General features: G+C 71.4%; 20 protein-coding genes. 8 read left to right on the forward strand and 12 right to left on the reverse strand.

Annotation, left to right across the window (positions count from 1 at the left end):
• The first annotated feature begins 7 nt into the window (after positions 1-7).
• Positions 8-649: a fasciclin domain-containing protein gene (locus tag JKJ07_RS04310; RefSeq protein WP_202989873.1), complete on the forward strand. Its 642-nt coding sequence runs from the start codon at positions 8-10 to the stop codon at positions 647-649.
• On the opposite strand, the gene JKJ07_RS04315 is transcribed toward JKJ07_RS04310, so the two are convergent.
• The 3 genes from JKJ07_RS04315 to JKJ07_RS04320 form a co-directional block, all read right to left on the reverse strand.
• Entirely contained in the window at positions 650-1,963 is a 1,314-nt protein-coding gene (locus tag JKJ07_RS04315) for an MFS transporter (protein WP_202989874.1), read from the reverse strand.
• Complete coding sequence (locus JKJ07_RS51015) at positions 1,960-2,094, reverse strand: hypothetical protein (protein ID WP_268919050.1); 135 nt, start codon at positions 2,092-2,094, stop codon at positions 1,960-1,962. The genes JKJ07_RS04315 and JKJ07_RS51015 overlap by 4 nt, the downstream gene beginning before the upstream one ends.
• 133 nt (positions 2,095-2,227) lie before the next feature.
• On the reverse strand, positions 2,228-2,839 hold the full coding sequence (locus tag JKJ07_RS04320; RefSeq protein ID WP_307834111.1) for an SGNH/GDSL hydrolase family protein: 612 nt from the start codon (positions 2,837-2,839) through the stop codon (positions 2,228-2,230).
• 271 nt (positions 2,840-3,110) lie between these two features.
• Here JKJ07_RS04320 and JKJ07_RS04325 point away from each other — a divergent pair, with 271 nt between their 5' ends.
• On the forward strand, positions 3,111-4,319 hold the full coding sequence (locus JKJ07_RS04325; RefSeq protein ID WP_202989876.1) for a pectate lyase: 1,209 nt from the start codon (positions 3,111-3,113) through the stop codon (positions 4,317-4,319).
• Positions 4,320-4,374: 55 nt separating this feature from the next.
• Here the strand turns inward: JKJ07_RS04325 and JKJ07_RS04330 are convergent, their stop codons facing one another.
• Positions 4,375-4,827 (reverse strand): hypothetical protein, encoded by a 453-nt coding sequence (locus JKJ07_RS04330; protein ID WP_202989877.1) that lies wholly within the window; start codon positions 4,825-4,827, stop codon positions 4,375-4,377.
• A 9-nt stretch (positions 4,828-4,836) separates the two neighbouring features.
• Entirely contained in the window at positions 4,837-5,139 is a 303-nt protein-coding gene (locus JKJ07_RS04335) for a hypothetical protein (protein ID WP_202989878.1), read from the reverse strand.
• Positions 5,140-5,235: 96 nt separating this feature from the next.
• On the opposite strand from JKJ07_RS04335, the gene JKJ07_RS04340 reads away from it, so the two are divergent.
• Entirely contained in the window at positions 5,236-7,953 is a 2,718-nt protein-coding gene (locus tag JKJ07_RS04340) for an AfsR/SARP family transcriptional regulator (protein ID WP_202989879.1), read from the forward strand.
• Between the two features lie 18 nt (positions 7,954-7,971).
• On the forward strand, positions 7,972-9,171 hold the full coding sequence (locus tag JKJ07_RS04345) for a VOC family protein (protein ID WP_236028240.1): 1,200 nt from the start codon (positions 7,972-7,974) through the stop codon (positions 9,169-9,171).
• Here JKJ07_RS04345 and JKJ07_RS04350 read toward each other — a convergent pair.
• The 3 genes from JKJ07_RS04350 to JKJ07_RS04360 are packed head-to-tail and all read right to left on the reverse strand — an operon-like array spanning position 9,124 to position 11,199.
• A complete protein-coding gene (locus JKJ07_RS04350; RefSeq protein WP_202989880.1) occupies positions 9,124-9,744 on the reverse strand; it encodes a hypothetical protein in 621 nt (206 codons plus the stop codon). The genes JKJ07_RS04345 and JKJ07_RS04350 overlap by 48 nt on opposite strands.
• 7 nt (positions 9,745-9,751) lie before the next feature.
• Positions 9,752-10,279 (reverse strand): peptidase associated/transthyretin-like domain-containing protein, encoded by a 528-nt coding sequence (locus tag JKJ07_RS04355; RefSeq protein ID WP_202989881.1) that lies wholly within the window; start codon positions 10,277-10,279, stop codon positions 9,752-9,754.
• 11 nt (positions 10,280-10,290) lie between these two features.
• Positions 10,291-11,199, reverse strand: a complete 909-nt coding sequence (locus JKJ07_RS04360; RefSeq protein ID WP_202989882.1) for an SMP-30/gluconolactonase/LRE family protein — start codon at positions 11,197-11,199, stop codon at positions 10,291-10,293.
• A gap of 156 nt (positions 11,200-11,355) precedes the next feature.
• Here JKJ07_RS04360 and JKJ07_RS04365 point away from each other — a divergent pair, with 156 nt between their 5' ends.
• Together JKJ07_RS04365 and JKJ07_RS51020 are read left to right on the forward strand one after the other, a co-directional pair.
• Positions 11,356-11,775, forward strand: a complete 420-nt coding sequence (locus tag JKJ07_RS04365; RefSeq protein ID WP_202989883.1) for an ATP-binding protein — start codon at positions 11,356-11,358, stop codon at positions 11,773-11,775.
• A gap of 38 nt (positions 11,776-11,813) precedes the next feature.
• Positions 11,814-12,134, forward strand: coding sequence for an STAS domain-containing protein (locus tag JKJ07_RS51020; RefSeq protein ID WP_202989884.1), 321 nt, complete (start codon positions 11,814-11,816; stop codon positions 12,132-12,134).
• Between the two features lie 28 nt (positions 12,135-12,162).
• Here JKJ07_RS51020 and JKJ07_RS04375 read toward each other — a convergent pair whose 3' ends face one another.
• Complete coding sequence (locus JKJ07_RS04375; RefSeq protein WP_202989885.1) at positions 12,163-13,584, reverse strand: GGDEF domain-containing protein; 1,422 nt, start codon at positions 13,582-13,584, stop codon at positions 12,163-12,165.
• 165 nt (positions 13,585-13,749) lie between these two features.
• Between JKJ07_RS04375 and JKJ07_RS04380 the strand changes: the two genes are divergently transcribed.
• Both JKJ07_RS04380 and JKJ07_RS04385 read left to right on the forward strand, forming a co-directional pair.
• A complete protein-coding gene (locus tag JKJ07_RS04380) occupies positions 13,750-14,568 on the forward strand; it encodes an SAM-dependent methyltransferase (RefSeq protein WP_202989886.1) in 819 nt (272 codons plus the stop codon).
• A 296-nt stretch (positions 14,569-14,864) separates the two neighbouring features.
• Positions 14,865-16,382: a glycoside hydrolase family 27 protein gene (locus JKJ07_RS04385; protein WP_202989972.1), complete on the forward strand. Its 1,518-nt coding sequence runs from the start codon at positions 14,865-14,867 to the stop codon at positions 16,380-16,382.
• A 25-nt stretch (positions 16,383-16,407) separates the two neighbouring features.
• Here the strand turns inward: JKJ07_RS04385 and JKJ07_RS04390 are convergent, their stop codons facing one another.
• From JKJ07_RS04390 to JKJ07_RS04400, 3 genes are all read right to left on the reverse strand, one after another.
• A complete protein-coding gene (locus tag JKJ07_RS04390; RefSeq protein WP_202989887.1) occupies positions 16,408-16,683 on the reverse strand; it encodes a hypothetical protein in 276 nt (91 codons plus the stop codon).
• Positions 16,684-16,793: 110 nt separating this feature from the next.
• Positions 16,794-18,173: a DUF2252 domain-containing protein gene (locus JKJ07_RS04395; RefSeq protein WP_202989888.1), complete on the reverse strand. Its 1,380-nt coding sequence runs from the start codon at positions 18,171-18,173 to the stop codon at positions 16,794-16,796.
• Positions 18,174-18,205: 32 nt separating this feature from the next.
• Positions 18,206-19,024: an SDR family oxidoreductase gene (locus JKJ07_RS04400; RefSeq protein ID WP_202989889.1), complete on the reverse strand. Its 819-nt coding sequence runs from the start codon at positions 19,022-19,024 to the stop codon at positions 18,206-18,208.
• Between the last annotated feature and the right edge of the window lie 55 nt (positions 19,025-19,079).

The raw sequence follows: 19,079 nt of genomic DNA on the forward strand, positions 1-19,079 counted from the left end.
CCCGAAGATGAGGATCACCCGAGCCGCCGCTGTCGCGACCGCCGCCATCGTCGCCTCCGCCCTCACCGCCGCTCCGGCCGCCGCGCACGGCAAGACCAAGCCCCTGGGCACCAAGTCGCTCGCGGCGGTGCTGACCGCCGACAAGAGCGGCTTCGACCGCAACGGTCATGACTACGACATCCTCGCCGCGGCCGTGCAGGCCGTCCTCAAGGCCAAGCCGGGCAGCCCGGTCAAGGTGCTGGCCGACGGCAAGACCGCCGTCACCGCTTTCCTCCCCAACGACCTGGCGTTCCGCCGTCTGGTGGCCGACATCCAGCACAGCAAGCGGCTGCCGGGCGAGAAGGCCGCGTTCACCGCCGTGGCCGGGCTGGGCATCAACACCGTCGAGTCGGTGCTGCTTTACCACGTCGTGCCCGGCGCCACGATCACCCGCAAGGCCGCCCTCAAGTCCGACGGCGCCAAGCTCAAGACGGCGGCCGGCGCCACGATCAAGGTCGACGTCTACGGCCGCTGGCACAAGCGGATCGCCCTGATCGACGCCGACCGCAGCGACCGCAACCCGCGGATCAACCGCTTCGACATCAACAAGGGCAACAAGCAGATCGCCCACGGCATCGACCGCGTCCTGCGCCCGATCGACCTGCCCTGATCACACCGTCCGGGCCGGCGGTCTGCGGCCGGCCCGGACGCTCAGCGCCTCGGAGGCGCCCAGTTCGTCACGAGCGGCGAGCTGGTCGAACCCGGCGACGGGTGGGTATGCGTACGGGCCCAAAGTGGCGATGAGAGTCGCGCCGATCACCAGGATCACCATGAGGACCGGCAGCACCGGGTCGTAGGTGCCGAGCGTGTCGTAGCCCAGCCCGAGCAGCAGCGGCCCGAACGCCGAGCCGAGGATGAACGCGGCCTGCACCGAGCCGACGAGCCGGCCGAAACTGCGCATGCCGAGATAGCGGCTGATGAGCACGGCCAGCAGGTCGCCCTCGATGCCGAAGGCGATGCCGATGAACGCCACCGCGGCGGCCGCACCGGCGTACGGCAGATCCAGGAAGAACAGGCCCACGACGGGGGCGAGCATGACGATCGGCCCCACGACGGCGCCGTGCACCCGGTCGATGATCAGGCCGCCTGCCACCCGCCCGACGAGCGAGGCCAGCCCGAACACGACCAGCAGCGAGGCGGCCTGGTCGTCGCTCAGCCCGCGGTCGGTCATCATCGGCACCAGGTGCACTTGCAGGCCGGTGACGACCACGCCGACCAGTCCCAGCCCGGCCGCGATGCCCCAGAACTGCCGCGTCCGGACCGCCTGCGCGAACGTCAGCCCGGGCAGTTCCAGGCTGACGTCGCGCCCGCCGACCCGGGTCTGCTCGACCAGGCGGCCGCGGACGTGCCGTTCGGCCCGGGCCCGCACGAACAGGGTGACCATGGTCAGCGGCACCACGACCGAGATCGAAGCCATTGCCCCGTACGCGAGACGCCAGCCGACGGCGTCGATCAGGGCGCCGGCCAGCAGCGGGGCCAGGGCCGCGCCGAGGCCGATGAACCCGGTGACCACTCCCACCGCCAGGGCCCGGCTGTTGTCGAACCAGCTCACCACCGCCCGGGTGGCCGGCACGATGCTCGCGGCCCCGAAGAGCCCCACGAAGAAGCACGGGACGAGGTAGACCACCGGGTTCGCGGGGGTCAGGCCGATCAGCGCCATCGAGACCGCGAACAGCACAAATCCCGGGACAAGCAGGTAGCGCGCGGCGAAGCGGTCGACGATCCGGGCCACCAGCAGCATGCCGATCGCCATCCCGATCGCGCCGACGGAGGCGGCCGCGGTCACGGTCGTCCGGCTGAAGCCCGTATCGGCCGAGATCGGGTCCACGAACACGCCGAGCGAGGCCAGGTACAGCTGCGGCCCGAACGCGGCCGCGACACCGGCACCGACGACCACCCACCAGGGGCTGCGGGGCCGGCTCACGCGGCCGCGCTCAGGAACGGCGTCCCGATGAGCCGGTACTGCGGGATGGCCATGCCGTCGCTGCCGCCGGTGATCACGACCCGGCGGCCGGTCAGGTCGGGCCGACTGATGTCGATGGTGATGCGCGCCATGGTGCGGCTCCTCTCGGTTGCCTCCGAGATTCGTGCACATTCCGGAACGCAGCCAGGGCCTGCCGATCCGAGGCTCCCCGATCAGCGGCGACGCACGACATCGAGAGACTCCGCAGCCACGGTTGTCGATCCGTCAGCCGAGTGACGAGCGCGCCACCGCCGCGGCCGCGCGGACCGGCCCGGCCAGCGCGCCGGCGATGACGGCGTAACCCGCGCTGGACGGGTGGAACCGGTCGGCGCTGAACAGGCCGGGGTCGACGGCGAAGCCCGCCGCCGAGGTCATCCCGATGTCCGCCACCCGCGCGCCCTCGGCCAGCGCGACCCGGCTCTGCGCGTCGTGCAGCATCCGGCTGCCGGCCTGGACGACCAGCCGCATCTGCGGCGGCACCCACGGCACCACGCTCAGATCGGGGGCCGGCGCGACCACCACCTCGGCGCCGCCCGCTCGCAGCCGCCGGACCGCAGCGGCGAGCTCAGCGGCGGCCTGCTCCGGCGGCACCAGGCGGGTCAGGTCGTTCGCCCCGATGATGATCAGCGCGAGCTGCGGGCGCCACGCGAGGCCCCGCTCCACTTGAGCCCGCAGGTCGCGGCTCTGGGCTCCGGGCACGGCGAAGACCCGTACCTCGTTGGGCAGGTCATGGGCGGTCATATCGGCCGAGAGGCGCTGCGCCACCGTGTCGGCAGCCGACGAGGCACCCTGGCCGTAGGCGATCGAGTCGCCGAAAATCGCGAACTTGAGTGTCACGCCGTGTTCAACTTCGCGGCCGCCCGGTCGCTTCCCGGGGCGATTCACGGGTACGCCTGTGCCCACCCGCCCGCAGGCCGGTTCGCACCTGACCTCGGGCGAGTGGCGCAACGGCTGAGGCCGGTGGACCACCCGGCGGCGACGTGCGAAATGCAAATCCTGCAACTCCTTGTCTTGATATCGACGCATGCCTATCGTCCGGAGGTAAGCGCTTTCCTGTCGTGGGGGTGGGCAGCGCGACGCACTCCCGATGATGGAAAGTGAGACAGGGATGAAGCGATCAGTCGCTCTGCGGTGGTCGGCCGGGGCCGCCACCGCGCTCACGGCCGCCGCGATCATGTTGACGCTGCCGGCCGCCCAGGCCCTCGCGGCCGACAACCTGAGCCTGAACGGCGGCGCCGACGGCTCCAGCAAGGCCAGCGGCACCAGCTACGGCAACGTCAAGGACGGCAACACCGGCACCTACTGGTCGCCGGCGAGCTCGACCGGCTATGTCTCGGTCAAGTGGAGCAGCGCCACGACGGTCTCGTCGGCGATCATCAAGCACGCCTCGGGCGGCGGCACGATCAGCGCCTGGCGGCTGCTCAACGCCGACAGCGGCGCCGTGCTGACCAGCGGCAGCGGCAGCCCGGGGACGATCTCGTTCGCCTCGACGTCACTGAAGAAGCTGACCCTCGACATCACCAGTGCGTCCGGCGCGCCGCGGATCGCCGAGTTCGAGACGTACGCCAGTGGGGGCGGCACGACTCCCACGACGCCGCCCACGACCGGCGGCCCCACGACGCCGCCGCCGTCCGGCAGCACGCCGACCGGCGCCTGGCCGTCCTCGGCGGGGTCGGTCAGCATCTCCGGCACGGTCAACGTCTCGGGCACCTTCGACGGGGGCATGAAGACGTACTGCTGCATCGGTGACGGCTCGCAGAGCGAGTCCCAGGACCCGATGTTCAAGATCGCCAACGGCGGCACGCTGCAGAACGTCATCCTCGGCTCCCCGGCCGGCGACGGCGTGCACTGCGAGGGCACCTGCACCATCCGCAACGTGTGGTGGAACGACATCGGTGAGGACGCCGCGACGTTCAAGGGCACCGGCGGCGGCACCAGCTACGTCATCGGCGGCGGGGCGCGCAACGGCAGCGACAAGACGTTCCAGCACAACGGCAACGGCACGGTCAGCATCTCCGGCTTCTACCTGAGCGGCTCGGGCAAGCTGTACCGTGGCTGCGGCAACTGCACGAACTCGTACACCCGCCACGTGAAGATCGACAACGTGCTGCTGAACGACATCGACATGGTCGCCGGCATCAACTCGAACTGGGGCGACACGGCGACGATCACCCGCGTGGTCCTCACCAACGCCTCGAGCGCCACGGTCTGCGGCAAGTATCAGGGCGTGGCCAAAGGCAGCGAGCCCAAGTATCTGGGCGCGGGCTGGAACGACAGCAACTGCAAGGTCAGCCAGAGCGACATCACGTACCGCTAGAACTTGATCGGTTGTGAAAGGGAGGGGCGCCGCCACGCCCCTCCCCCGATCTCGGTCAGGGACAGGTCACCGGGGTGGAGTAGCTGATGGCGCCCCACTTGCCGGTGCGGTTGTCGTAGACCTGGAAGACGTATCCGACGGAGTTGCCCTGGTGGCAGCCCGCGAAATAGGGGAAGACGGCGTAGTTGTGGCCGCCGGTCTTCACGGTGAGGCGCTGGGGATTGTTCGGGTTCCAGCCGATGCCGCCGCCGTTGATGCGGTAGCCGTCCTTGACCGTGAGCTCCACCTCGGAGCCGTGGTTGTTCTGCACGAAGACGATGCCGCCGACCTTGTGGCCGGAGAGGGTCTCGTTGCAGGCTCGGTAATGAATGCTGATGCGCACCGTCTTGGTCGCGCCGCAAGCGCTTGCCGCATCAGCGGGTGACGCGGCGGCAAGCGGAAGCGCGACGATCAGTGTGGCCGCCGGCACCATGAGGCTCCGGCGGGCGGTTCGTGCGATGGCCACCATGCGGACTCCTCAGCTCGCGTTGTTGGTTTCCCGGCCGCGCTTGACGATGTACGTGCTGCACTTCGGGGTCGCGGACCAATTGTTGATCGTCCGCCAGGGGCCGTACTGCCGGAATGTGGTCTGGCCGCTGGACGACTCGCAGTCCTGCCAGGCCCGGATCATTCCGAAGCCCGACGTGTATCTCACCGACGTCTGGGTGCTGGTGTATCGCGTCTGAATGCCGGTCGGCGCGGCCTGGGCGGCGCTCGGCACGGCCAGGAGGGCGGCGGTCGTGAATGCCGCGGCGGCGATGCCGGCAAAAGCTCGTGTCATGAACTTTCCTCTCGGGGCTGCGGCGTTGATGCCGCGCCCTAATGTGCTTGATGGCAGTCGATGGATTGTCGAAGAAATGTCGAGCGCGGGGGCGTGATGCGGTTTCAGCTGCTCGGAGAGCCGCAGGTGCACGCCGAGGGCCGTACGGCGGCGACCGGCCCGCCGAAACAGACGGCGGTCCTGGCCGCGCTGCTCCTCGACGCCAACCGGCCGCTGTCGACGGAGGTGCTGGTGGAGCGGGTCTGGGGGCTCGAGGCGCACCCCGGCGCGGCGCGCACGCTGCACACGTACGTCTCCCGCATCCGGCAGCTGCTCGAGCCGGCCGACGACCGGGTCCGGTTGCACCGTTCGCGCGGCGGCGGCTACCGGCTGGAGCTGCCCGAGGAGTCGCTCGATCTGCACAACTTCCGGCAGCTCGTCACCCGGGCGTCCGAGCTGGACCGGGCCGATCCGAAACGGCTCACGCTGCTGCGCGAGGCCATGGCGTTGTGGCGCGGTCAGCCCCTGGCCGGCGTGCCCGGTGACTGGGCCGCGCGGGCGCGCACGCTGCTGATCGACGAGCGGATCGACGCGGCCGTGCACTGGGCCGACGCCGAGATCCGCACCGGCAGCCCGGCGACGGCCCTGGGGCCCCTGACCGAGCTCGCCGATCAGCATCCGCTGGTCGAGCCGCTGGCCGCCGCGCTGATCCGCACGCTCGCGGCCACGGGTCACCCCGCCAAAGCCATAGACCAGTTCCTTTCCGTACGCCGGAGGCTGGTCGACGAATTGGGCGTCGAGCCCGGCGCCGAGCTGCGGGCGGCCCACCGGGACATCCTGCGCGAGACGCGGGACCCCGACGAGATCGTCCCGGCCCAGCTGCCGCTCGACGTGCCGGACTTCGTCGGCCGCGAAGCCGAGCTGCAGCGGCTGCACGACCTGGCCACCACCGCGGTGATCGTCGTGTCGGGCACGGCCGGCGTGGGCAAGAGCACGCTCGTTGTGCACTGGGGTCACCGGATGCGCCGGCACTTCCCCGACGGCCAGCTCTACGTCGACCTGCTCGGCTTCGACCCGGCCGGCACCGCCCTGAGCCCGGCCGACGCGCTGCGCAACCTGCTGCTGGCCCTGGCCGTGCCCGCCGCGCGCATCCCGGCCGGCCTGGACGCGCGGTCGGCGCTCTATCGCAGTGTGCTGGCCGATCGCCGGGTGCTGGTGGTGCTGGACAACGCGGCCCACGAACGCGACGTGCGCCCGCTGCTGCCCGGCGCGCCGAACTGCCTGGTCGTCGTGGCCAGCCGCAGCCAGCTGCCGGGCCTGGTCGCCGCCGCGGGGGCCCGGCCGGTCGAGCTCGGCCTGCTGCCGCCCGCGCAGGCCCGCGAGCTGCTGAGCCGCCGGCTCGGGGCCGGACGGGTCGCCGCCGAGCCGGCCGCGGTCGACCGGATCCTCGCCGCCTGCGCGCGGCTTCCCCTGGCGTTGACCGTCACCGCCGCGCGGGCGCTGCAACAACCCGGCCAGCCCCTGGCGCGACTGGCCGAGCAGCTGCACGCCGTACGGGAAAGCCTTGATGCCTTTGCCTCCGACGACGAGGCGACCGATGTGCGGGCGGTGCTGTCGTGGTCGTATCGGGCCCTGCCGGCCGAGGCGGCGCGGCTGTTCCGGCTGCTCGGCCTGCATCCGGGCCCCGACGTGACCGTGCCCGCCGTGGCCGCCCTGCTCTCCGAGCCGATCGAGATCGCCGAGCGGCAGTTGCGCGCGCTCACCCGGGCCAGCCTGCTCAGCGAGCACCGGCCGGATCGGTACGTGTCGCACGACCTGCTCCGGGCCTATGCGGCCGAGCTGGTGCAACCGGAGGAGTCGGCGGCCCCGCTCGAGCGGATGCTCGACTACTACGTGCACTCGGCGTACGCCGCCGACCGGATCCTGTATCCGACCCGGGAGGTGCCCGAGCTCACCACCGACGGCCCGGTGACCAGGCCGCCCGACCATCCCGCGGCGCTCGCCTGGTTCACCGAGGAACACCAGGTTCTCGTACGGATGGTCCGGCGCGCGCACGAGGCCGGGCTCGACAACGGGGCGTGGCTACTGGCGCGCGGCCTGACCACGTATTTCGACCTGCAGGGGCACTGGCCGGACTGGGCCCACACCCAGCAGGTCGCGCTGGCCGCGGCCACCCGCGCGAGCGATCCCGCCCGAGCGGCGTCCGCGCAGCTCAACCTGGGTCTGGCCCACGCCGAGCTCGCCCCCGACGACGCGATCCGCCACCTGCGGCTGGCCCTCGACGGCTACCGGCGGATCGGCCAGGCGAAGGGGCAGGCCCACGCGCACAACGCGCTCGCCCGGGTGCTCGGCAGCCAGGGCGACCCCCGGGCGGCGCTGCACCAGACCGAGCAGGCGGTCGAACTGTTCGGCCGGGAGGGCAACCACGGCGGGCAGGCCCGGGCGCTGAACAACCTCGGCTGGTATCACACCCAGCTCGGCGAGAACGACCGCGCGCTGGCTCGCTGCCAGGAGGCGCTGCAGCTGCACCGCCGGATCGGCGACCGGTACGGCGAGGCGAACACGCTGGACAGCCTGGGGCTGACGTTCCACCACCTCGGCGAGCACGACCGGGCGGTCGAGGAATATCGGGCGGCGCTGGAGGCCTGGCTCGAGGTCGGCGACCGCTACAACGAGGCCGGCACGCTCGGCCGGCTGGGCGACACCTACCTCGAGCTCGGCCAGGCCGGCGAGGCCCGCCGGGTGTGGGAACGGGCGCTGACCATCCTGACCGACCTCGGCCACACCGACGCCGACCAGATCCGCCACCACCTCGACGCCCTCGGCCGGCCCTGATCGGCCTACAGTCCGAGCATGACAGGACTCGGAACGGACTGGCGGATGGTCGACGGCGTCGCGACGGCGTGGTTCGAGGCGCCTTCCCTGACCGCGGCGGCGGCGCTGGCGGGCCGGTCGCCCGCGACGGTGGTCGATTTGCGCGCGACCGGCCTGCGCGTACGTCTCTCGTCGGAGGAGCACGCCGAGGCGGTCTCGGCGGCCGCGCGGGAGCTCGGGCTGGCCGCGAACCCGGCCGCGCTGCAACACGTCAGCGTCGTCCTCGAATCCCCGGACCCGGCCGCGGTACGGCAGTTCTGGCAGCGAGTGCTCGGCTACACGCCCGGCGAGGACGGCGGCCTGGCGGACCCGTTGCGGCGCGACCCCGCCCTGCGCATCCGGCCGGCGACCGAGGCCCGCCCGTTGCGGAACCGGATCCACCTCGACGTCGTACGCCCGGCCGCCGCGGTCGAGCAGGCCGGTCTGGGCGAGCCGTCGGGCCCGTACGGGGTCTGTCACCGCGACCCCGACGGCAACGAGGTCGACCTGGTGCCGGGCGACCCGCTGGGCGAGGCCGAGACGGCTGAGACGGCCGACTGGCAGACGGTGTTCGGCGCGATGGCGTGTTATCGCACCACCTCGGCGAAGCAGCAGCGCGACCTGGCCACCGCGGCTGCGGCGCTGGCCGACGAGGCGGGCTTCCCCCTGCTGATCGACCTGCGCCCCGGGCTGGTGATCCTCGACAGCGGCAAGGACCTGTGGGAGGAACCCGGCTTCCCCGGCCTCGCCGCCGGCCTGCAGGCCGCCGCCCGCGAACTCGGCGCCACCGCGGATCCGGAGCTGCCACGCTTGGCGCAACTCTTCCTCGACGCCGCCGACGTCGACGCCGTCCGCGCGTTCTGGCTCGCCGCGCTCGGCTACTCCCCCGACCGGCGCGAGGGGGTCAGCGACATCCACGATCCGCGCCGGCTCAACCCGGTGCTGGTCTTCCAGCAGCTCGACACGTCGGACACAGACCGGCGCCGGCAGCGCAACCGGATCCATGTCGAGCTCGCCGTGCCGACGGACCTCGCCCAAACGCGCCTCGCCACGATCGTCGCCGCCGGGGGCCGGCTGGTCGACGAGCCGGCGGGCCGCCTGCTGGTGGCCGACCCCGAAGGCAACGAAATAGCGATCGTCAACGACCCGCTCTCAGCCGACGGGGTCGTCCACCTCACCGGGAGCGCTCGACGGGGCTGACGACCCGAGGTGCGTCGTCTGCGCGGCGGCGATGCCCGCGACCCCGAGGGCGGCCAGCAGGAGCAGCGCCGCGGTGCCCGGGCCGTCGAGTGCCCCGTCGGTGAGGACGGCGTGGCCGACACCCAGCAGGAGCGTCAGCGATCCGAAGAAGGCGTGCAGGATCCGGGTCGCCTGGGGTGCGTACGAGCTCCACCGCCGGACGATGCCGAGGACGACCACGATCACCAGCGCCACCGTGGCCAGCACGGCCATCCGCGCCCTGGTCGGGCCGTCCGGGGAGATCGCGAACAGCACGTCCTCGGGGCTCAGCAGCCAGAGCGCCGCCACGTGGACCAGCACCAGGACGAGCGCTGCCAGCCCCAGTGCCAGGTGGCCGCGGAACGCCGCCGGCCGCGACCGGGCCAGCACCGCCAGCAGGGGCTGGAACGCGATCAGCACCGTGGCGACGGCGGCCGCGACGGCCGACACAACGAGCGCGGCCGGACCGGCGTCGAGGTGGGAGCTGGTCAACGCCAGCCACACCAGCCCGGCGACGGCGGCGCAGAGCAGGAGCGCGGCCGCTCGCGCCCTCATCGGCCGGTCACCTCGGCCGCAGGTTGAGGTCGATGGTGGCCGCGGTGTCGTCCAGGTCCACCACGTTCCGGATGAACACCGCCTCGTACGCGTCGTCGTCGTACCCGACATGGATGTTCGGCTCGCCGAACTGCGCCACCGTGGGAGCGGTCTCCACCCGGTATCGGCCCTGGGCATCGGTTCGTACGCTGGTCCGGTTGTCGCTCTCGCCGCCGGTGCGGGTGGCCAGCCAGACCTGGATGCGGACGTCCGGCAGCGGCCGGCAGTCCCCGGCCTGCCGGACCACGCCCTGAATGACGAATCCGTCGCCGAGGTCCTCGCCCGGCGGGGCATCCGGTATGTAGTTGTTGTCGCCGCCGGGGTTGGATCGGGTGGCCGGGCAGCCCTCGGCCGGAGCCGCCGTGGCGTTGCCGGGACGGCTGCCGACATTCTGCGCGCCGGTGCCCGACAGGTCGCTGGCGAACAGTGCGACCCCGACGCCCGCGACTACGAGCACCATGAAGCCGACCAGCACAATCATCCTCGTACGGTTCATGCGCCCTCCCTCTAGCGGCCAGTCTCCAGGGCGGTCAGCCAGTAGTCGACCTCCGGGCCCTCCTCGACGCCGAACCGGGCGCTGGGCACGTAGAGCCGGTCGCCGGAGCGGGCGATCGCGGTCGGCACGTCGAAGTCGGCCGAGGTCAGCCGTCTGACGACGGTGCCGCGGGTGGCGAGCCGGTCGAGGGTGACCACGGCGACCGAGTTGTTGGCGTTCTCCACGACGTACAGGGTGCGGCCCTCGCGCAGCACCCCGTCGGGGTGGATGAACGCCTGCCCGCCGAGGTCGACTTCGGTGGCCCGGCCCTCGTCCGTCACCCGGAAAAGCTCACCGGTGGTGGAGTTCACGATCAGCATCTCGCGGCCGTCGGGCGTGGTGGTGATGCCGTTGGCGTTGTACCCCAGCGTCTCCACCCATTCGCCGCTCAGCCGGATCCGCTCGACGCGCCCGTCGCGAACCCGATAGAGGGTGTCGTGCACCGAGTCCGTGAACACCGCTCCCCCGCTGGTCAGCAGCACATCGTTGATAAACGCGGGCTGCCCCTCGGGAACGAGCTGATACGAGGCGAGCACCGCGCCGGTCCGCAGGTCGACCAGCCGCGCGTCGCCGCTCACCCCGCCCGCGACCCACAACTGCTGCCGGCGGCTGTCGATCGTCAGCCCGAGCGACTGCGTCCCCGGACCCTGACTGATCACCCTGCCCCGGCCCGTCCGCAGGTCGAGGGCGTAGATGTCGCCGTCGGCGCGGGAGCCCAGGTAGGCCGTGCCGTGCTGGATCGCGATGGACTCGGGCGGGAAGCCGTCGGGCAGGTCGATGTGGTGCCTGCCGCCGGCGGCCGCGGGAGTGAGCGAGGCGGTGGTGAGCAGGGCAGTCGTGGTGACGGTGCCGAGGACGACTCGGCGCAGCAGTGTCTTCATGACTGAACCTTGCCGAGCCGGCGGGCGGATCGCCGACGCGAATGGGGGATGATCGCTATGCGCGGGCCGCATGACGACGGCGGCGGGGGCCGCGCGCAGGTCGGCGTTTCCGAAAGCGGTGATCGGGCATCACCGTCTCCCATGGAGCCCCTGCGGATGCTCAGTCCGCCCGCGTCGATTTCCGTGCTGCTCACCTGGCATGTCGGGAACGACACGGACCTGCGGACTATTCGCGACGATATCCGGCGCTTCGTCGCACGAGAGCCGGGCACGTCGACCGGCGTCGAGGGCACCAGGACGGCGCAGCACCTGGGGCTCGTGGCGACTGAGCTGGCCGGGAACGCCCTGCGTCACGGGCAACCACCGGTGGTCGTCCGGCTGTTGAGCGACGACGCCTGCTTCATCGTCGACGTCAGCGATCGCGCCGTCCGCGAGCTGCCGAGCCCGGCCCCGGCCCGTCAAGGCATCCGCGCCGGCGGGCGGGGCCTGCCGATCTGCCTGGCCCTGGCCGAGCAGGTCTGCTGGTATGCGAACGAGACCACCAAGCATGTGTGGGCGTCCTTCCCGCGGCGGTGAGACGCTGTTGTCATACCCGGGTGGTAGACACTGCGGTTGTGACAACCCCACCATTCAGCCTCTCCCATCACGAGGCACCTCCCGGTGTCCTGCGGGTGAGCTTGACCGGCGACTTCGACATGAGCGTCGGCGACATCCTCATGCGCACGTTGCTCGAGGCGGCGCGCCGGCCGGGCGTCACAGCAGTGGTCGTGGATCTCGAGCACACCCGCTTCATCGACTCGCACGTCGTGGCCGGCCTGGTCGCGGGCTATCAAGCCGCCACCGCGGCCCGGCGCGGCTTCACCGTCGTCAACGGCCACGGCACCGTGCAGGAGGTTCTCGACATCACCGGGTTGTCCGAGGTGCTCTGCCGCTGAGACCGCCGGGGCGCGCCCGGCCGCGAGCTCAGGCTCGGACCAGGCTCAGGGCCCCCACGGACTTGGACTTCTTGGCCTCGTACATGGCCAGGTCGGCCCGGTTGATCAGGTCGTCGGTGGTGTCCGCGGGCCGCGCCCGGGCCGCGCCGACGCTGACGCCGATCCGCACCTGTTCGCCGGACGCGGTGAAGGGCCGGGCAGTCAGCTCGGCGATCCGCGCGGCCACCACGTCGACCGCGTCCGCGCCCCGGCAGATCAGGACGAACTCGTCACCGCCGAAGCGGCTCACCAGGTCGTCGTCGCGAACGCAGGTACGCAGCCGGTCGGCCACCGCGATCAGCAGCTCGTCACCGGCGGCGTGGCCCAGGCGATCGTTCACGGGCTTGAAGCCGTCGAGGTCGCAGAACAACACGGCCACGTCCCGCGGACCTTCACTCAAGGCCTCCGTGAGCCGGTCCAAGCAGGCTCCCCGGTTGGCCAGGCCGGTCAGCCCGTCGCGGGTGGCCAGCCGGTGCAGCGCCCGCTCCGCATCGCGGCGCTGGGCGGCCAGCCGCGCGACCCGCACCATGACCAGCGGCACCAAGGCGGCCGAGGAGAGCGCGATGAGGACGCCGTCCGTAGGCTGGCCCAGGACTGCGCGGCCACCGCCGATCAGCGGGGTGAGCGCCAGCATCACCCCGAGAAAGGTCAGCCGGCCGGGGGTCAGGTCGTCGTTCGGAGCCCGGCCGGGCAGGGTCACCAGCGCCACCGAAGGGTGGACGGCGGCCGCGCCGACAAGGGCGTAGGCGGCCAGAAAAATATTGTTCGTCCAGTCGGGGCGGATGCTGTTCGCCTCGGTGACCAGCACGCCGGCCACGTTGCCGGCGAGGGTCAGCGCCACCCCGGCCGTGAAGAGCCGGATCGAGGCGGTGCGCCCGGCCGGGGAGACCAGCGAGACCCGCAGCATCGCCCCGAGCGTGCCGGCGATCACGATGACCGTGACGAACGTGGACATCTGCCGGCCCACGGGAACGTCCTGCCGGGTGAAGGCGGGCAGCAGCACGGCGGACCAGAGCACGCCGCCCAGGGCCACCGCCGTGATCATCGAGTCGAGGACGCCGCCGACGTCGCCGCGGCCCTGGCGCCGGACGACGGCGATCGAGGCACCGAGAAGCAGCGCGCCGCCGCCGGTGAAGAAGAGCTCGGCGACGCTTCCGTCACCGGTGACCCGGCCGCCCGTCGTGGCGATGACGATCCAGACGATGTTCCCGATGTTGTAGAGCGCCACCGAGGCCAGCATCAGCCACCACGGCGTACGGGCACCGGCCGGGGCCCGGCGCAGGGCCAGCACCACCGCGGGGACGCCCCCGAGGGTCACCGCCAGGAAGGGCCACTGCCGCAGGTCGTACGGCCACACCAGGTAGGTCGCCACCAGGATTCCGGCGACCGCGGTGTAGCAGCGCAGCAACATAGGCCCCGCATCGGCCCGCGCCCGACGTTCCTGAGCATTTTCGGCACTATTTCTTGTGGCCGGGGCCGGACCGCCGTCGTCACCGCGAGCAAGCGGGCCCACGGGGGCCGCCGCTTGCCACTACAGTGGACACTTCCGCATCCATTGCTGCCTACGGGGGCTTCCATGGCGAGTTCGGACGCTGCGGCCAGGACGATCGACACGTCGGTGCCGCACCCGGCCCGGCGCTACGACTACTGGCTGGGCGGCAAGGACAACTTCGCCGCCGACCGGGAGTCAGCCGACGCCATCGAGGCTAAGTTCCCCGGGATGCGCGCCGGGATCCGCGCCAACCGCGCCGTGCTGCGCCGGATGACGACGTATCTGGCGGCCGAGGCCGGGCTGCGCCAGTTCCTCGACATCGGCACCGGGCTGCCCACCGCGGACAACACGCACGAGGTGGCCCAGCGGATCGACCCGCACAGCCGGGTGCTCTACGTCGACAACGATCCCCTGGTCATGTCGCACGCGCGCGCCCTGCTGACCGGCAGCCCGCAAGGCGCCACCGACTACATCGAGGCCGACCTGCGCGACCCCCAGGCGATCCTGGACGCCGCCCGCGAACGGCAGGCGCTCGACCTCACCCGGCCCGTGGCGCTGATGCTGATCGCCGTGCTGCATTTCGTCCGGCCGGGCCACGGCGAGGCGCAGGCGATCGTCCGCACCCTGCTCGACGCGCTGCCCGCCGGCAGCTGTCTTGCCGTCACCCACTTCACCACCGACTTCATGCCGCCCGAGGAGAGGGTTCGCTATCAGGGGATGCTCGACTCGGGCATCAGCGACATCTGGCCGCGGGACCGGTCCGCCTTCACCGCCCTGTTCGACGGCCTGGAGCTCGTCGAGCCGGGCGTCGAGCTGATCAGCCGGTGGCGCCCCGACGCCGCCGGCGACGACACCGACCCCAGCCGGATCAGCATCTACGGCGCGGTCGGCCGCAAGCTCTGACCTGTCAGCATGACGCGCCGTAACATTTTTTCATCGGCCGGTTTTGCCATTATCGGTCAATTCCAAGTTCCGCTTTATATTTGTACACTTGAATGTCTTAGGGCTTTCTGGAAACGTCTTCGACATCGATTGTTAACGCTCACGCGCTGCAGAGTCCGGTGCCCAGAGGAGTCCTTGTGCCATTCAGCCGTCTCACCACCCTGCTCGCGGCCGCCCTGCTGCTGACCGGCACCACGTTCGTCGCCACCGCCTCACCGGCCCGGGCTCTGGACAACGGGGTCGGCCGCACGCCGCCGATGGGGTGGAACAGTTGGAACACGTTCTTCTGCAACATCAACGAGTCGCTGATCCGGGGAATGGCCGACAGCATCGTCAGCACCGGCATGCGTGAGGCCGGCTATCGGTACGTGGTGGTCGACGACTGCTGGATGAATCCGAACCGCGACTCGGGCGGCGACCTGCAAGCCGACCCGGCTCGCTTCCCCAGCGGCATGAAGGCGTTGGGCGACTATCTGCACGGCAAGGGCCTCAAGTTCGGCATCTATCAGGCGCCGCTGGACAAGACCTGCGCGCAGTACTTCGGCAGTTACCCGGGGGCGACCGGCAGCCAGGGGCACGAGACCCAGGACGCCCGGCAGTTCGCCGCCTGGGGTGTCGACTACCTGAAGTACGACTGGTGCTCCCCCACCGGCACCATCAACGAGCAGGTCACCACCTTCGCCAAGATGCGCGACGCGCTGGCCGCCACCGGGCGGCCGATCCTCTACAGCATCAACTCGAACAGCATCCACTCCAAGACCGGTCCGCAGCGCGACTGGGGCGATGTGGCCAACATCTGGCGGACCACCGAGGACATCCAGCTGGTATGGAAGACCGACCAGGTCAACGGCTATCCGATGGGCGTGCGGAACATCATCGACGTCAACGTGCCGCTGGCCGGGTACGCGAAGCCGGGTGGCTTCAACGACCCGGACATGATGGAGGTCGGCCGGGGCACGCTGACCGACACCGAGCAGCGCTCCCACTTCGCGATGTGGGCCGTCATGGCCGCTCCGCTGATCGCCGGCAACGACATCCGGTCCATGTCCGCCGCCACCCGGACGATCCTGACGAACCCCCGGCTCATCGCCGTCAACCAGGACGCCCTCGGCCGTCAGGGCGCCCAGGTCGCGGGCGACGCCAACCAGCGTGTGCTGGCCAAACGCCTGTCCGGCGGCGACGTCGCCGTGGCCCTGTTCAACCAGAGCGACGCCACCCGGACGATCTCCACCACAGCGGCGGCGATCGGGAAGACCGGAGCCACGTCGTACTCTCTCGTCGACGCCTGGACCGGCGCCACGACTGCCACGGGCGGCACGATCAGCGCGAGCGTGCCCGCCCACGGCACTGTCGTCTACCGGATCAGCGGCGGCACCACCGGCGACCCGCAGACACCGGCCACGACCGGCCTGGTCAGCGCTTCCTCCGGGCGTTGCCTGGACGTGCCGAACAGCAACACCGCCAACGGCACCCAGCCGGTGATCTGGGACTGCACCAACGCCACGAACCAGCAGTGGACCGTCTCCGGTCAGACCCTGCGGGCACTGGGCAAGTGCCTCGACTCACCGACCGGCGCGACCGCCGGCACGAAGGTGCAGGTGTGGGACTGCAACGGTGGCAGCAACCAGCAGTGGACCTTCCAGGCCAACGGCACGGTCCGCAACAATCAGTCCGGTCTCTGCCTGGACGTCAGCAACAATCAGACCGCCAACGGCACCCTGACCCTGCTGTGGACCTGCACCGGTGCCGCCAACCAGCAGTGGAGCCGGCGATGAGAGCCCGGACCGGACCGCCCGCGGCTCAGGGGTGCTGGTGGTCGACAATGGCGGCGGCCACGGCTCGCAGCTGACCCGGGTCCGGCTCGAAGGCGGCGGCGATGTCCGGGTGCAGCCCGTCCTTCGTCTCCTCCAGCAGCTCCTGCGCCACCTCGGTGACACTTTCACCGGCGTAGTGGTCCTCGACGGCGTGCGTGGCGTGCTGCAGAGCCGAGGTGAGCTGTGACTCCAGAGGCCCCTGCAGCTTGGTGGCGACCGGACCGAGGTCGGCGGGGTTCAGCTTGACGCGCGGGCTGTTCATGTCGTCTCCAGAGCGAGTGTCCGGGATGGCCGGGCGGCTTATGCCCACTCGGGTCGCCGCGCAATCCCACCGACCGGTACGACAGCGGACGCATGGGCGCCGATGACGGCTCACCAGCCTCGTTCGGCCGCGGTGACCTCGTGGGCGGCGATCGCGGTGCGCAGGTCGGCGTGGTCCGTGTGGGTCTGCCGGGCGTAGGCGCGGGCGAAGCGGAGGATGCCCTCCCGGAAGGCGCTGCCCTTGCCGATGTAGGCGGCGATCGCGGCGGGCTCGCCGCTGCGGGCGTGCGACTTGGCCAGCGCGTGCCCGCAGGCCGCGGCGAACTGGGGCAGATAGCCCGCGATCTGCTTCCCGGTGGGAATGATCTTCATGTCGCGGAACTGGCGGACGTAGTAGTCGTAGCCGTCGATGCGCATGTGGCCGAGGAAGATGTCGCTGGCCGACTGCATGAGGCGCTGGCCGACGACGACCCGCTCGCCGTGGTTGGTGAACTCGCTGGGGCCCAGGAACTCCTCGTAGACCGCCGCCGTCGCCTGCTTGGCCTGGGAGAACACCGGCTGCCGGCCGCTGTCGCCCGCGAGCAGGTGCAACCAGACGCGCATGCCGACGCTGCCCACCCCCACGATCTGCCGTACGGAATCCACGCGCTCGAACCGGTTGACGAGCCGGCGCAGGTGCGGCGAGATCGACGCCAGGTAGGTGTCGTAGAGCTGCTCGGCGGCCCGGGCCCGCTGGTCGTGGGTCATGCCGTCGTCGAAGCGCTTCATCGGGTCAAGCGAGATGCGGGGCCGCCCGCCCTCCTCGGTGACGAGTTGCCGGGCCGCCCCGTGATGGGTCCGCTTCCTCGACTGCTTCGCGATGTCGCGCGCGGCGGCCTCGGCGAACTGGGAGGTCAGGCGGCGCAACGGCACATCCGAGGTGATCCGGTCGTACCAGACGTCGAGCTCGCCCAGGCTCGCGTACCTCCGCATCGCCGTACGGTAGGTGTCGATCGCCGCGGCGGCCGCGTCCTCGGCGCACGCGTTCCCGAGCCGCTCCGCCTCCGCGAGCACGTAGACGCTGGTCGCGAGCCGCTTCAGGTCCCACTCGAACGGGCCCGGCAACGTCTCGTCGAAGTCGCGGGCGTCGAAGAGCAGCTGCCGCTCGGGCGAGGCCCACAGCCCGAAGTTGAGAATGTGGGCGTCGCCGCACATCTGCACCGTCAGACCCGAGTGCGGGGCCGCCGCGAGGTCGGCGGCCATCACGGCGGCGGCGCCGCGCAGGTAGGCCCAGGGCGAGGACGCCATCCGGGCATATCGCAGCGGCAGCAGCGCGGGATCGCGTACGGCTTCCTGCGCCCGCAGCCGATCGAGGGCCCGCACCTGCCGGACGCCGGGATCCCAGACCGCCGCCGCCCGGCGTGGGGCGCGCTTACGAGCCCGCAGCCCGTCACGGGAATCGGCGGCGACACTCTCGGACGCGCGCACCCGGACAACCGACTCGCTAGTCATGCCTCAGTGAAGACCGTGTTCTCGGAACAGGGTCAACCCTTGTCGGTGGTGAGGGCGAACGCCCGGCCGTTCTCCAGGGCGGCCAGGCGTTCGGTGAGGGACGCGTAGATGTTGGCGTACGCGTCGGAGCCCAGGGCCTGGCGCAGCGGCGGCTTGTCCTGCTCGGCCAGCGTGATGATCGCGGCCGCCACCTTCTCCGGGTCGCTGATCAGATCCTCCGGCGGGACGTCCGTCGGGCGCAGGATCGCCGGGTTGTCGCGGTAGGCGGGGTGCTCCTCGGCGGCGGGGGCGTTGGGGATGCCCGGCGTGTCGGCCATGCCGGGCTCCACCATGGTGACCGCGATGCCGAACGGCGCGACCTCGGGTGCGAACGCCTCGAAGAAGCCCTCGAGCCCCCACTTGGCGGCGTGATAGATCGAGAACCCGGGGTAGGCGATCTGCCCGCCCTGGCTGGTGACCTGCAGGAACCGGCCGCCGCCCTGCGCGCGCAGGTGTGGCACGGCGGCCCGGGCCAGGTGCATGCCCGCGACGAGGTTGGCCGCGAGCACCTGGTCGATCTGGTCGTCGGTGAGCTCCTCGGCCGTGCCGAAGATGCCGTAGCCGGCGTTGGAGAGCACGACGTCGATCCGGCCGAGCTCGGCGAAGGCCTCGTCCACGACGGCCCGCAGCCGCGCGGTGTCGGTGACGTCGAGCTCGCGGACCCACAGCCGGTCGCCGTGGGCCGCCTTGAGGTCGTCGAGCCGTGCGGGCCGGCGCAGGGTGGCCGCGACCGAGTCGCCGCGCTCCAGCAGCTGCCGGGTCACGCTGCGGCCGAAACCGCTGGCGGTGCCGGTGATGAACCACGTTGTCATGGCTTCGATGCTGCCCGGCCGGCGGCCCGGCGAGTCGCGACAATCACGAATGCTC

Source organism: Paractinoplanes lichenicola (genome assembly GCF_016785085.1).
Classification (GTDB): Bacteria; Actinomycetota; Actinomycetes; order Mycobacteriales; family Micromonosporaceae; genus Actinoplanes; species Actinoplanes lichenicola.